This window comes from Streptomyces sp. NPDC093085 (assembly GCF_040683935.1).
Lineage (GTDB): Bacteria > Actinomycetota > Actinomycetes > Streptomycetales > Streptomycetaceae > Streptomyces.
Map to the genome: position 1 here is coordinate 1,389,683 of NZ_JBFBFB010000001.1, position 13,139 is coordinate 1,402,821.

The window sequence follows — 13,139 nt, forward strand, 5'->3', positions numbered from 1 at the left end:
CGGAAGGAACAGCCAGTCATGACCACACCTCGCCCTCGCGTCGCGCTTGTCACCGGCGGCTCCGGCGGTATCGGGCGGGCCGCCGCCGAGCGGCTGGCACGTGACGGGTTCGCGCTCGGCGTGCACTACTCGGGGAACAGGGACCGGGCGGAGGCCGTGGTACGCGAGGTCGTGGCGGCAGGCGGGCAGGCCATCGCCGTCGGGGGCGATGTCGCGGACGACGGTGCGATGACGGCGGCGTTCGACGCGGTCGAGGAGGCGTTCGGCGGGGTCGACGTGGTGGTGCACACCGCCGCTGTCATGGTCCTCGGCCCGATCGCGGAACTGGACCTGGACGACCTCGACCGCATGCACCGCACCAACATCCGGGGCACCTTCGTGGTCTCCCGGCAGGCCGCCCGCCGGGTCCGGCGCGGCGGGGCGATCATCAACTTCTCGACCACCGTCACCCGCACCCGGTTCCCGGCCTACGGCGCGTACGTGGCCAGCAAGGCGGCGGTCGAGGGCATGACGCTGATCCTCGCCCGCGAGCTGCGCGGCAAGGACATCACCGTCAACGCCGTCGCCCCCGGCCCCACCGCCACCCCGATGTTCCTGGACGGCAAGGACGAGGCGACCGTCGACGCGCTCGCCAAGGCCGCCCCGCTGGAGCGGCTGGCGGAGCCGGCGGACATCGCCGAGACGGTCGCCTTCCTCGCCGGCCCGGCCCGCTGGGTCAACGGCCAGGTCCTCTTCACCAACGGCGGCCTCGCCTGAACCACCGCCCGGGGGCGGCCGGCGGCCCGGGGGCGGTCAGCGCGCCGCGTCGCGTACCGCCGCCCCCAGCTCGGCGCGGAGCGCCGCGTACTCCGGCGCTCCCCGCAGCGCGTCGGGGTCCTCGTTCCCGGTACGGTCCAGCGCGAGCGGGAGGTCCAGCGCCACCCTGCCGGGCCGGGCGCTCAGGACCACCGCGCGCGTGCCGAGGAAGACGGCCTCGTCCACACTGTGCGTCACGAAGACCGCGGTGACCCCCGTCAGGGCGCTCACCCTCCGCAGATCCTCCTGAAGACGCTCACGCGTGAGCGCGTCCAGCGCGGCGAACGGTTCGTCCAGCAGGAGCAGTTCCTTGCCGCCGGCCAGGGCCCGGGCGATGGCCACCCGCTGCCGCTGGCCGCCGGACAACTGCCAGGTCCTGCGGCGCGCCGTGCCCGCCAGCCCGACCCGCTCCAGCAACTCCTCGACCCGGGCCGGACGTTCGGCCCGGGGGACCTGGGCGAAGCGCAGGGCGAGCGCGATGTTCTCCCCGACGGTACGCCACGGGAAGAGCCGGGGCTGCTGGAAGACCACGCCCGCCTGCCGCCCCGGTTCCGGGGTGCCCCCGCCGACGGTGACCTCGCCGGAGGAAGGGCGCTCGAAACCGGCGATCAGCCGCAGCAGCGTGCTCTTCCCGCACCCCGAAGGCCCCACCAGGACCAGGAACTCCCCGGCCGGGATGGCGAGCGAGAGCGGGCCGAGCACCGGAGCCGCCTCCCGGTCCCGCCCGTACCGGTGCGCCACCTCCCGCAGCGAGACCGCCTCGCGCCCCGGGGACGGCCGGGGGAGCGGGGAAGGGCGGGAAGGGCGCGGGACGCCGCTGGCCGGCAGGTCACTCGGCGACGGCATCGGGGAGCCCCTCCACGTATACGGCCTTCTCCAGCTCCGCCAGGCCCGGGGCGGCCGGGATCTGCTTCTGCCCGGCCAGGAACTCCGCCGCGCTCCGCAGGTTCCCGGCCAGGCCGCCGACCCGGCCGGGACGGCCCAGCCACTTGTCGTCGGCCTGTTCGGCCGGCTTGAGGAAGATGCCCTGTTCGAGCTGGGCCGCAGCTTCCCCGGGGGCGATCCCGAGCTGCTTGCCCACGGCCTCGGCGGCGGCCGGCGGCTCGTCATGGATCAGATCGAGCGCCCGCGCCTGCGCCTTCCGCCACGCGCCGATCACCTCGGGCCGCTTCTCGATGAACCGCGTCGACGCCACCCCCAGGTCGAGCGTGGGTTTGCCGGCCTTCGCCAGATCACGGCTGGAGAGCAGGGTCGTCCCGTTCTTCTTCAACTCGTCCAGCGTGGGCAGCCACACATACGCCGCGTCGATGTCCCCGCGCGCCCAGGCCGCCGCGATGTCCTGCGGTTCGAGATCCAGCAGGGTGACCTTCGACGCGTCCACGCCCGCCTGGTCGAGCGCGGCGAGCAGGCTGTAGTGCGAGGTGGAACTGAACGGTGTCGCCACCTTGCGGCCCACCAGGTCCTTGACGCTCTTCACCCCGGACCCCTTACGGGCCACCAGCGCCTCATTGTCCCCGGCCACATCGAGGACCCAGGTGACCTGGTACGGGATGTGCAGCGGCTCGGACAGACCACGGGCCACCGGGCTGGAGCCGATCGCCGCCAGATCCACCGAGCCCGCGACGAACGCGGTGTTGATGGTCGCCCCCGAGTCGAACTTGATCCACTTGATCGTGTACCCGGGCAGCGCCTTCTCCAGCCACCCCTTCTCCTTCACGATCAAGTCCCCGCTGGGGAAGGCCTGATAGGCGATCCGGACCGTCTTTCCGTCCGTCCCGGCGCCGGCGCCGTCCGTGCCGCCTCCGCCGGCGGAGCAGGCGGTGACGGCGATCAGTGCTCCTAGAGCCGCGACAAGCGTGGATATACGGCGCGAACCGTGGGGTGCGGGCATGACGGGGTCCTTTTCCGATGAAGGAGACGAAGGAGATGAGGAAGTCGAAGGGAGATGAAGGAAGATGAAGGGAGGGCGCCGGGGGCCGGTCAGGAGTGCCGGCGCCAGGGGGCGAGCCGGTTCTCGGCGGTGCGGAGCAGCGCGTCGATCAGCAGGCCGGAGAGGCCGATCGCGAAGAGCCCGAGGATCACCACGGCCGACTGGTTGTAGCGCTGGGCGTCGCGGATCATGCCGCCGATGCCGGGGAGGCCGTTGACGGTCTCCGCCGCGACGACCGAGGAATACGCGATACCGAACGCCAGCCGCGCGCCGACCAGGATCTCCGGGAGCGCGGCGGGCAGTACGACGGTGGTCACCACCTGGGAGCGGCGCGCCCCGATCGCCCGCGCCGCCTCCACCAGCGAGGTGGGCGCGGAGGCGACGGCGGCCGTGGTGGCCACGGCGACCGGCGGCATGGCGGCGATCGCCAGCAGCCAGAGCTTGGGCGCCTCGTCGATGCCGAACCAGATGATCAGCAGGCTGAAGTAGGCGAGCGGCGGCAGCGTACGGAGGAAGGCGACCACCGGTTCGCACACCACCCGTACCCAGGGCAGCGTCCCCATCAGCACCCCGGCGACCAGACCGGCCAGGATGCCGGCGCCCGCCCCGATCGCGATCCTGCGCAGGCTGACGGCCAGATGCTCGATCAGCGTGTGGCCCTGGTAGCCGCGTACCCCGTCATGGGTTCCCGATGTCTGGACGAACGCGTCCCAGACGGCCGAAGGCGGCGGCACCAGCACCGGGGACCAGAGCCGCAGCGAGGTCACGAGCTGCCAGAGGGCGAGCAGGACCACCAGGGCGAGCAGGCGCAGCCCCACCCTGCGCAGCCGTGCGGCACGCTCCGGGCGGGGCGGCCGTTTCCCCGGGGCGTCGGCGTCGGCGGTGGGGGTGGTGACGGTGGAGGGGGCGGTGGACGTGGTCATGGCGGACTCCGTCGGGGGTACGGACAGGCGGAAGCCCGCCGGGACGGACAGCGGGAGGGGGAGCGGGAGGGGAGGAGAAGAGGTACGCACGGGGGTGCGCCCCTCTGCCGTGCCTGTGGCCCGCAGGCGTGCGGGACCCGCCCAGGGGGGCAAGATAGGCCGGGGAGTGGGTGAGGCCGGGGAGTGGGCGAGGCAGGGGTCAGCGCCGCCGGTGCGGGCTCAACTCAACAGGAGGAGCTGGTCACACGGCAGAGATCGACGCTCAGGCGCCTCACCAGATACCGGTCGCTGGTCACGGGAGAGTTTGTAGCACACCGCCCTGGTGGGAGCCAGATGTGTCCACGGGCGGCGGGCATTGCGCGGGGCAGGGGGCCCGCGTAGCCTCGGGAAGCTGGTGAGGGTCCGCCGGGGACCCCCGCGTCGTACGGGTGGAGTGGAGGTGACGGTCGTGTCGTCGGTGTGGCCCGCCCGGGTCCCTTCCCGCCCGCCCGTCCGCGTTCCGCACGGGCCCATGCCCCGGCTCCACCTCTATTCGCGGACGCATATCGACCTCCAGCGCGTGGCCGGCGCGCTCTGTCCCTCCTGACCCGTTTCCCTGCCGCCGCGCCCTCCCGATGAGGGGCCGCGGAGCACACACGGTCGATCAGGAAGGCACCCTCTCGTGTCATCTTCTTCCGCTATTCCGCCCTTTTCCTCGTCTCCTTCTCCGTCTTCTCCGTCGTCTTCTCCGTCTTCCTCCGGGGAGCTGCACCTCGCCGTCGCGCTCGACGGCGCCGGATGGCACCCCGCCGCCTGGCGTGAGCCGGGGGCCAGGGCCGGGGAGCTGTTCTCCGCCGGGTACTGGGCCGACCTCGTCCAGGAGGCCGAGCGGGGACTTCTCGACTTCGTGACCATCGAGGACGGTCTCGGGCCCCAGTCCTCGCACCCCACCGAACCCGACGACCGTACGGACCAGGTGCGGGGGCGGCTGGACGCGGTGCTCGTCGCCGCGCGGGTCGCCCCGCTGACCCGGCATATCGGGGTCGTGCCGACCGTCGTCGCCACCCATACCGAGCCGTTCCACATCTCCAAGGCGATCGCGACCCTGGACTATGTCAGCTCGGGGCGTGCGGGCCTCCGGGTCCAGGTGTCGGCCCGGAGCGACCAGGCGGCGCACTTCGGCCGGCGTACGGTGCCGCGTATCCGTCCGGGCGGGCCCCATCCGCCCGAGGAACTGGACGTGCTCACCGGACTCTTCGACGAGGCCGCCGACCATGTCGAGGTGGTGCGCCGGCTCTGGGACAGCTGGGAGGACGACGCGGAGATCCGGGATGTCGCCACCGGCCGCTTCATCGACCGCGACAAACTGCACTACATCGACTTCCAGGGCCGGTACTTCCGGGTCAAGGGGCCCTCCATCACACCCCGGCCACCCCAGGGGCAGCCGGTCGTCAGCGCGCTCGGGCACGGCGGCCTCGCGTACCGGCTCATCGCGCGCTCCGCCGACATCGGCTATGTCACCCCGCACGACACCGGCCAGGCCCGCGCCACCGTCGAGGAGATCCGCGCCGAACAGGACGCCGCCGGGAGGCGGGACGAACCCCTGCACCTCTTCGGTGACCTGGTGGTCTTCCTGGACGACGAACCCGGGGCCGCGGCCGCCCGGCGGGACCGGCTCGACGGGCTCGCGGGGGCCCCGTACACCAGCGACGCCAAGGTCTTCACGGGTACCCCGGCCGGTCTGGCCGACCTGCTTCTGGAGTGGCGGGGGGCCGGGCTGACCGGGTTCCGGCTGCGCCCCGCCGCCGTCGGCCACGACCTGCCGGCGATCACCCGGGGGCTCGTGCCCGAACTGCGCCGCCGTGGTGTGTTCCGGAGCGCCTACGAGGCCACCACCCTGCGCGGGCTGCTCGGTCTGGCCCGCCCCGCCAACCGTTACGCCGCCGCCCACCCCGCCCGGAGGGACCACCGATCATGAGCAAGCCGCTCAAGCAGATCCATCTCGCGGCCCACTTCCCCGGCGTCAACAACACCACCGTGTGGAGCGACCCCGAGGCGGGCAGCCATATCGAGTTCGGCTCCTTCGCCCACTTCGCGCGGACCGCCGAACGCGCCAAATTCGACTTCCTGTTCCTCGCCGAGGGGCTGCGCCTCCGTGAACAGGGCGGGAAAATCTACGACTTGGATGTTGTGGGCCGCCCCGACACCTTCACCGTGCTCTCCGCTCTCGCCGCTGTCACCACCCACCTCGGGCTCACCGGCACCATCAACTCCACCTTCAACGAGCCCTACGAGGTGGCCCGGCAGTTCGCCACCCTCGACCACCTCTCCGGCGGGCGCGCCGCGTGGAACGTCGTCACCTCCTGGGACGCCTTCACCGGCGAGAACTTCCGCCGCGGCGGCTTCCTCCCGCAGGAGGAGCGGTACTCCCGGGCCAAGGAGTTCCTGAGCACCGCCCATGAACTCTTCGACTCCTGGCCCGGGGACGCGCTCGCCGCCGACCCGGCGACCGGGGCGTTCCTCCGCGACGCGCGGGCCGGCGCCTTCGCCCATCACGGGCGGCATTTCGACATCGAGGGGCGGTTCAACGTTCCGCGCGGTCCCCAGGGCCGCCCGGTGATCTTCCAGGCGGGCGACTCCGACGAGGGGCGCGAGTTCGCCGCTTCGGACGCCGACGCGATCTTCAGCAGATACAGCACCCTCCGCGAGGGCCAGGAGTTCTACACGGACGTCAAGGGCCGGCTGGGCCGTTACGGCCGCACGCCGGACGAACTGCTGATCCTGCCCGCCGCCACCTTCGTCCTCGGTGACACCGACGAGGAGGCCCGGGAGACCGCCCGGGAGGTGCGCCGACGGCAGGTCAGCGGGGCCACCGCCATCAAGCACCTGGAGTTCGTCTGGAACCGGGACCTCTCCGGATACGACCCGGACGGCCCGCTCCCCGAGATCGACCCCGACCCCGGCGAACACACCGTGGCCCGGGGCCGCGCCCAAGTCCGTATGTACCGCGACCCGTTGGCCGTCGCCCGGGAGTGGCGGGAGCGCGCGCGGGCCAACGGCTGGTCCATCCGCGACCTGGTCATCGAGACCGGCAACCGGCAGGCGTTCATCGGCTCCCCGGCCACCGTCGCCACCGCCCTCGACGCCTTCGTGCAGGCCGACGCCGCCGACGGCTTCATCCTCGTCCCGCACCTCACCCCCGGCGGCCTCGACCACTTCGCCGACACCGTGGTCCCCCTCCTCCAGGAGCGCGGTGTGTTCCGCACCGAGTACACCGGGCCGACCCTCCGCGACCACCTCGGCCTGGCCCATCCCGACACCGTGCGGACCGCCCGGCGGGTGGCGTCATGACGTACCACCGCCGCGTCATGACGTACCGCTCCGGCACCCCGGCGCACCACCCCCGCGTCCCGTCCGTCCCCCGCTGAGGAGAGGCCCACCGTGTCCCGTATCCCCCTCGGGGTCCTCGACCTCGTCCCCGTCCCGTCCGGCGCCACCGCCGCCGACGCCCTGCGCAACACCCTCGACCTGGCCAGGAGCGCCGAACGGTTCGGATACGCCCGCTACTGGTTCGCCGAGCACCACCTCAACCCCGGGGTGGCCGGCACCTCCCCGGCGGTGCTGCTCGCCCTGACCGCCTCCGCGACCTCCACCATCCGGATCGGCTCCGGTGCCGTGCAGCTCGGCCACCGCACCGCGCTCTCCACCGTGGAGGAGTTCGGCCTGATCGACGCGCTCCACCCGGGCCGGCTCGACCTGGGGCTCGGCCGCTCGCCCGGCCGGCCCACCGGGCCCGGCGCGGGCGGGCCGCCGCCGGTCACGGTGGAGGTGGTGGACGGGCGCGCCCCCAACGGGCTGCTCATCCCGCCGAAGTTCTCCTTCGAGCGGCTGCTCGGCTCGCCCCGGATCGCCCTCCAGCGGGAACTGCTCCACCAGGCCGGCGCCCAGCCGCAGGAGTACGGCGCCCAGATCGACGACATCCTCGCCCTGCTGCGCGGGACCTACCGCTCCGCCGAGGGCGTCGAGGCACACGCCGTGCCCGGCGAGGGCGCCGACGTGGAGATCTGGATCCTGGGCAGCAGCGGCGGTACCAGCGCCGCCGTCGCGGGCCGCAACGGCCTGCGGTTCGCGGCCAATTACCATGTCAGCCCGGCCTCCGTACTGGAGGCCGCCGAGGGCTACCGCGCCGCGTTCCGGCCCTCGGCGACGCTCGACAAGCCGTATGTCGCGGTCTCCGCCGATGTGGTGGTCGCCGAGGACGAGGCGACCGCCCGCGAACTCGCCACCGGGTACGGGCTCTGGGTGCGCTCCATCCGTACCGCCGAGGGCGCCATCCCGTTCCCCACCCCGGCCGAGGCGCGCGCCCACCCCTGGAGCGACGCCGACCGCGAGCTGGTCGCCGACCGGGTCGACACCCAGTTCGTCGGCTCCCCGGGGCGCGTCGCCGACCACCTGGAACAGCTCCAGGAGGCCACCGGGGCCGATGAGTTGATCGTCACCACCATCACCCACGACCACGCCGACCGGGTACGGTCCTACGAACTCCTCGCCGAGGAGTGGCAACGCCGCTGAAACCGGGCGGAGTCACCGGGCGGAGTCACGGGGCGGAGGATCCGGCACGCGCCGCTCACGGCCGCAGGACGCCGTCCAGCCAGGCGAGTTGCCTGCGCACATGGACGGCGTCCCCGCCCTCGTGCTGGTTGAACGGATAGGCGTGGATCTCCTTCGGGCCCGCCCCGCCGGAGAGTTCGCCGTAGCGGTTGTACGCGGCGTAGGCGCCGCTGGGCGGGCAGACCGTGTCGCGCAGCCCCGTTCCGAAGTGGGCGGGGGCGGTCGCCCGGCGGGCGAAGGAGATGCCCTCGACATAGGAGAGGGTCCGGTACGCGGCGTCCTGCGCGCCGCGCCGAACGGCGAGAAAGGCGGCGATCTCGCCGTACGGGCCCGCGTCGGTGAGATCGAGGGCGCGCCGGATGCCGCAGAGGAACGGCGCGGTGACCAGCACCCCCGCCAGCGCGGAGGTGAGCCCGGCGACCGCGAGGGCGAGGCCGCCGCCCTGGCTGTTGCCGACGGCCGCGACCCGGGCCCCGTCCACGCCCGGCAGTGAGCGCACCGCGGCGACGGCCCGCACCGCGTCGGTGATCAGGCGCCGGTAGTGGAAGGCGTACGGGTCGAGCAGCCCGCGCGCGGCGGGCCAGGGGCCGCCCGGCGCTGTCCCGTACGGGTCGGGCGTGTCACCGCCGCTCCCGTACCGGTCGCCCTGGCCCCGGTTGTCCATCAGCAGATGCGCATAACCGGCGGCGGGCCAGGTCAGCCGCTCGTGCGGGAGGCCGCGCCCGCGTCCGTACCCCGCGTACTCGACCACCGCCGGAATCCGCCCGGGGAGCCCGCGCGGCCGGGTGTACCAGGCGCGTACCGGCTCGCCGGCGAAGCCGCGGAAGGTCACGTCCCAGCTCTCCACCAGCCGCAGGCCGCTGTCGTGGGGCCGTACGGAGACCACCGGATCGGCGTGGTCCGACCCCTCCAGGGTGGCCTGCCAGAAGGCGTCGAAGTCGGCGGGTTCGTCGGGCACGGGGCGGTGGGCGACCAGCTTGTCCAGGGGCAGATCGAAGGCGGGCACGGCACCTCGCAGAGGGTCGGGGCGGTCGGTTCACCGATAGTTGCGCTTGTATACCGAGAATTATCGGAACCTGCCAGTGGGCCTACGCGCGGTCCAGACCTCTGTGCTGACCGGGATTTGAGGGAATCACCAGGGCAGGGCCCCGCCTGTTCAAACCATTGACACCGGGGCGAGGCGCACCTAGGTTGCCGCTGCATTATCGGGAATTTTACGGAAACTATCGGAGCCCTATGTCCCGGAGTGCTTCACCACTGGAGGCCGGCCTCCCCCGGCCCGCCCGGCGGCCCGCGCCACCCCGCCCCTGGCGGCAGGCGCTGCGCCGTGACTGGCAGTTGTACTCGCTCGTCGTGCTGCCGTTGCTCTTCTTCTTCGTCTTCCGCTACCTGCCGATGATCGGCAATGTGATCGCCTTCCGCCGTTTCGAGCCCGGCGGATCGATTCTGGGCGACCAGTGGGTGGGACTGCGCTATGTGAGCATGTTCCTGACCGATCCCACGTTCTGGCAGGTCTTCACCAATACGCTCTGGCTGGGCGCCCTGACCCTGCTGTTCTGCTTCCCGGTGCCCATCGTGCTGGCGCTGCTGCTGAACGAGGTGCGCACCAGATCGCTGAAACGATTCGTCCAGTCGGTGTCGTACCTCCCGCACTTCCTCTCCGTCGTCATCGTCGCGGGCATCACCATGCAGATGCTCGCCTCCGACGGCCCGGTGAACCACGCCCTGACGTTCTTCGGCGGGACACCGGTGCCCTTTCTCCAGGAGCCCGAGTGGTTCCGGACGGTCTATGTCGGCTCGGAGATCTGGCAGACCGCGGGGTGGGGCACCATCCTCTACCTCGCCGCCCTCACCACCATCGACGACAACCTCTACGAGGCCGCCCGCATCGACGGCGCCAACCGCTGGCAGCAGATCTGGCATGTCACCCTGCCCGGCATCCGGCCGACCATGATCACCCTGCTGATCCTCAACATCGGCACCTTCATGGCCGTCGGCTTCGAGAAGATCCTGCTGCTCTACAACCCGCTGACCTACCCGACCGCCGATGTGATCTCCACGTACCTCTACCGCGCCGGGATCGAGTCCAACAGCTTCAGCTACGCCGCCGCCATCGGCCTCTTCGAGGCGGTCATCGGGCTGGTCCTGATCTGCTCCGCCAACTTCTTCTCGCGCCGCACCGTGGGGACGAGCCTGTGGTGACCTCCGCCGAACACCCCGCACCGTCCGGACACCCCGCGCCCCACCGTCCCGCACCGCCCCGGCGCCCCGCGCGTCCACGGCGCTCCGTCCACCGGCCGACCCGCGGCCACCGGATCTTCCAGGCGGTCAACGGGGTCGTCCTGACCGGGGTCGTGGCCGTCACCCTCTTCCCGTTCCTCAACATCATCGCCCGCTCCTTCAGCGCCGAGGACCGGATCAGGGCCGGGCGGGTGACGCTGCTCCCCGAGGGGTTCAACCTCACCACGTACCGGATCGTCCTCCATGACGCGATGTTCTGGCGGAACTACGGGAACACCGTGCTCTACACGGTGGTCGCCACCGCCATCGCGATGGTCCTCACCACCTGCTACGCGTATGTGCTGGCGAAGCCGCGGCTCAAGGGGCGCGGCGCGCTGGTCGGGATCGCCGTCTTCACCATGTTCTTCTCCGGCGGGCTGATCCCCAACTATGTGCTGATCACCAGCCTCGGCATGAAGAACACCCTCTGGGCGATGGTGATCCCCAACGCCATCAGCGTCTTCAACCTGCTGGTGATGAAGGCGTTCTTCGAGAGTCTGCCGACCGAGCTGGAGGAGGCCGCGCAGATCGACGGGCTCAGTACGTACGGGATCCTGCTCCGGATCGTGCTGCCGCTCTCCAAGGCGGTCATCGCGACGATGGTGCTCTTCTACTCGGTGTCGTTCTGGAACTCCTGGTTCACCGCCTTTCTCTATCTCGACCGGGCCGAGGCGCTGCCGGTCACCGTCTATCTGCGCAACCTCATCGCGGGCGCGACCGGCGGCCGGGGCGCCGGGGCCGAGACGGACCAGCTCACCCAGGTCGCCGCGAACATCCAGTCGGTGACGATCGTGCTCACCGCGCTGCCGATCCTTCTCGTCTACCCCTTCGTCCAGCGCTACTTCGTCTCCGGAGTGATGCTCGGCGCGGTCAAGGGCTGACCGGCCGGCGGTCACACACGCACGCCCATCTCTCGGAACAAAGGAGTCTCCGTGAAGAACAGCGGACAGTTGTCCCGCAGAAGCCTGCTCGCCGCCGCCGGGTTCGCGGGGCTCGCCGCCCTGACGGGGTGCGGCGCGGGGGACACCGAGGACACCAAGGACCTCACCAAGAAGCGCACCGGGGCGATGGAGACCTACCGGGCGGGGGACCAGTTCCAGGCCACCACGGCGCTCGGCTTCACCCTCCTCCACAACAACATGCCGAACTACCCGCTGCGGAAGGACTGGCTCTTCTGGCGGGAACTCACCCGGCGCACCGGCGTCACCCTCCACCCCACCACCGTCCCCGCCAGCGACTACGAGCGCAAGCGCAGCCTGCTCATCGGCGCGGGCGACGCGCCCCTGCTGATCCCCAAGACCTACCCCGGCGCCGAGGCGCCCTTCGTCTCCTCCGGGGCCGTCCTGCCGGTCAGCCGGTACACCGAGCTGATGCCCAACTTCCGGGAGAAGGTGCGCAAGTGGGGCCTGACGGCGGATGTGGACAGTATCCGCCAGGCCGACGGCGACTTCTATCTTCTGCCCGGGCTCCACGAGAAGGTCAGGACCGGCTACTCGCTCGCCTTCCGTACGGACATCCTGGAGAAGGAGGGACTGGCGGCGCCGGCCACCTGGGACGAGGTCCACGACGTCCTCAAGGCCCTCAAGTCCGCCTATCCGGACGTCTATCCCTTCTCCGACCGGTGGGGGCAGCCCACCCCCGGGGGCGCCCTCTTCCAGTACCTGGGCCCGGCGTTCGGCACCAAGGCGGGGTGGAGTTACACGAACACCACCTGGGACGCCAAGGCGGAGAAGTACGTCTTCACCGGGGCCATGGACGAGTACCGCGAGATGGTCGCCTATCTGCGCAGACTCATCGACGAGAAGCTGATGGACCCGGAGAGCTTCACCCAGTCCGACGACGAGGCGATCAAGAAGCTCCTCGCCGGGAAGTCCTTCGCGATCAGCGCCAACCCCCAGGAACTGACCCAGAACTACCGCTACAACCTGGGGCGGCAGCTCAAGGGCGCCACCATCGACATGGTGCCCGTGCCCATCGGCCCCACCGGACCGGTCGTCGCGGGCAGCCGACTGGAGAACGGCCTGATGATCTCCAGCAAGGCGCTCAAGGGCGACGACTTCGTCGCGCTGATGCAGTTCGTGGACTGGCTCTGGTACTCCGACGCGGGCCAGGAGTTCGCCCGTTACGGGGTGAAGGGCACCACGTACACCAGCTCGGGACCGGGTGACTACCACGTCGCCGACGGCATCAACAACCTGGGCTCGGATCCGGCCGCGCCCAAGGACCTCCAGAAGGACTACGGCTTCTCCAACGGCGTCTTCGCGTACGGCGGTTCGTGGGCGCTGGTCTCCTCCGCCTTCTCGCCGGACGAGACGCGGTTCCAGGAGGCGATGACCGCCCGCCGGCCCATCGCCGTGGAACCGGCCCACCCGCTCCGCTCCGAGGAGCAGGAACAGGCGACGCTCTGGGAGACCCCGCTCAAGGACCACGTCACCCAGAACACCCTGCGATTCGCCATGGGCAAGCGGCCGTTGAGCGAGTGGGGCGACTATCTCGCCGAACTCAAGGCCAAGAACATGCGGCAGTACATCGATCTGCACAACAAGGCCTACGAGCGCTTCAAGAAGGAGAACGGGTGACGACCGCCCTCCCCACGGGCGCCGGTACCGGATCCGGTGCCG

The 13,139-nt window shown here is 71.4% G+C and carries 12 protein-coding genes; 8 read left to right on the plus strand and 4 right to left on the minus strand.

Annotated elements, in window-relative coordinates; all coding sequences use genetic code 11:
• Positions 1 to 18 precede the first annotated feature (18 nt).
• On the plus strand, positions 19 to 756 hold the full coding sequence (locus AB0O07_RS05755; RefSeq protein WP_365627318.1) for an SDR family oxidoreductase: 738 nt from the start codon (positions 19 to 21) through the stop codon (positions 754 to 756).
• Positions 757 to 792: 36 nt separating this feature from the next.
• Here the strand turns inward: AB0O07_RS05755 and AB0O07_RS05760 are convergent, their stop codons facing one another.
• The 3 genes from AB0O07_RS05760 to AB0O07_RS05770 form a co-directional block, all read right to left on the minus strand.
• Positions 793 to 1,641: an ABC transporter ATP-binding protein gene (locus AB0O07_RS05760; RefSeq protein ID WP_365627321.1), complete on the minus strand. Its 849-nt coding sequence runs from the start codon at positions 1,639 to 1,641 to the stop codon at positions 793 to 795.
• Positions 1,625 to 2,686, minus strand: coding sequence for an ABC transporter substrate-binding protein (locus AB0O07_RS05765; RefSeq protein ID WP_365627324.1), 1,062 nt, complete (start codon positions 2,684 to 2,686; stop codon positions 1,625 to 1,627). The genes AB0O07_RS05760 and AB0O07_RS05765 overlap by 17 nt, the downstream gene beginning before the upstream one ends.
• 89 nt (positions 2,687 to 2,775) lie before the next feature.
• Entirely contained in the window at positions 2,776 to 3,648 is an 873-nt protein-coding gene (locus AB0O07_RS05770; protein WP_365627327.1) for an ABC transporter permease, read from the minus strand.
• A 511-nt stretch (positions 3,649 to 4,159) separates the two neighbouring features.
• Between AB0O07_RS05770 and AB0O07_RS05775 the strand changes: the two genes are divergently transcribed.
• From AB0O07_RS05775 to AB0O07_RS05790, 4 genes are all read left to right on the plus strand, one after another.
• Entirely contained in the window at positions 4,160 to 4,234 is a 75-nt protein-coding gene (locus AB0O07_RS05775) for a putative leader peptide (protein ID WP_365628041.1), read from the plus strand.
• Positions 4,235 to 4,393: 159 nt separating this feature from the next.
• Positions 4,394 to 5,605, plus strand: coding sequence for an LLM class flavin-dependent oxidoreductase (locus AB0O07_RS05780; protein WP_365628044.1), 1,212 nt, complete (start codon positions 4,394 to 4,396; stop codon positions 5,603 to 5,605).
• Positions 5,602 to 6,978, plus strand: a complete 1,377-nt coding sequence (locus AB0O07_RS05785) for an NtaA/DmoA family FMN-dependent monooxygenase (RefSeq protein ID WP_365627330.1) — start codon at positions 5,602 to 5,604, stop codon at positions 6,976 to 6,978. Before AB0O07_RS05780 ends, AB0O07_RS05785 begins: the two co-directional genes overlap by 4 nt.
• Before the next feature lie 90 nt (positions 6,979 to 7,068).
• Positions 7,069 to 8,199, plus strand: coding sequence for an LLM class flavin-dependent oxidoreductase (locus AB0O07_RS05790; RefSeq protein ID WP_365627333.1), 1,131 nt, complete (start codon positions 7,069 to 7,071; stop codon positions 8,197 to 8,199).
• 55 nt (positions 8,200 to 8,254) lie between these two features.
• Here the strand turns inward: AB0O07_RS05790 and AB0O07_RS05795 are convergent, their stop codons facing one another.
• Positions 8,255 to 9,244 carry an acetylxylan esterase gene (locus tag AB0O07_RS05795; RefSeq protein ID WP_365627336.1) on the minus strand — a complete coding sequence of 330 codons (990 nt, stop codon included), beginning with the start codon at positions 9,242 to 9,244 and terminating at the stop codon, positions 8,255 to 8,257.
• A gap of 230 nt (positions 9,245 to 9,474) precedes the next feature.
• Between AB0O07_RS05795 and AB0O07_RS05800 the strand changes: the two genes are divergently transcribed.
• The 3 genes from AB0O07_RS05800 (at position 9,475) to AB0O07_RS05810 (ending at position 13,097) form a co-directional block, all read left to right on the plus strand.
• The gene (locus AB0O07_RS05800) at positions 9,475 to 10,440 is read left to right on the plus strand and encodes an ABC transporter permease subunit (RefSeq protein ID WP_365627339.1); all 966 of its coding nucleotides are present in this window, start codon (positions 9,475 to 9,477) and stop codon (positions 10,438 to 10,440) included.
• A 113-nt stretch (positions 10,441 to 10,553) separates the two neighbouring features.
• Positions 10,554 to 11,399 (plus strand): carbohydrate ABC transporter permease, encoded by an 846-nt coding sequence (locus AB0O07_RS05805; RefSeq protein WP_365628047.1) that lies wholly within the window; start codon positions 10,554 to 10,556, stop codon positions 11,397 to 11,399.
• Between the two features lie 51 nt (positions 11,400 to 11,450).
• Positions 11,451 to 13,097, plus strand: a complete 1,647-nt coding sequence (locus AB0O07_RS05810) for an extracellular solute-binding protein (RefSeq protein WP_365627341.1) — start codon at positions 11,451 to 11,453, stop codon at positions 13,095 to 13,097.
• Positions 13,098 to 13,139: the final 42 nt, after the last annotated feature.